Genomic DNA, 405 nt, shown 5'->3' on the forward strand with positions numbered 1-405 from the left:
GCCTGGATGAACGCCATCAAAGACGTGCTGCGCCAGCCGTTGGCGACGCTGTTGACGGTGATGGTGATCGCCATCTCCCTGACGCTGCCGAGCGTGTGCTACATCGTGTGGAAAAACGTCAGCGCCGCGGCCAGCCAGTGGTACCCGACGCCGCAGCTGACGGTCTACCTGGATAAATCGCTCGACGACGACGCGGCGCTGAAAGTGCTCGACGCCATCAAGGCGGAAGCCGGCGTGGAGAAGGTGAATTACCTGTCGCGTGAAGAAGCGCGCGGCGAGTTCCGCAACTGGTCTGGCTTTGGCGGCGCGTTGGACATGCTGGAAGAGAACCCGTTGCCGGCGGTGGCGATCGTTACGCCGAAGATGAGCTTCCAGAGTTCGGATACCCTCAACACCCTGCGCGAT

Annotated in this window: 1 protein-coding gene; it reads left to right on the plus strand. The window is 62.2% G+C overall.

Features of this window, described 5'->3' with window-relative positions; genetic code table 11:
• Positions 1–405: permease-like cell division protein FtsX (locus KHA85_RS20485; RefSeq protein WP_213186705.1), on the plus strand; the 405-nt coding region annotated here is incomplete at both ends.

Source organism: Dietzia massiliensis, from assembly GCF_018390595.1.
Taxonomy (GTDB): domain Bacteria; phylum Actinomycetota; class Actinomycetes; order Mycobacteriales; family Mycobacteriaceae; genus Dietzia; species Dietzia massiliensis.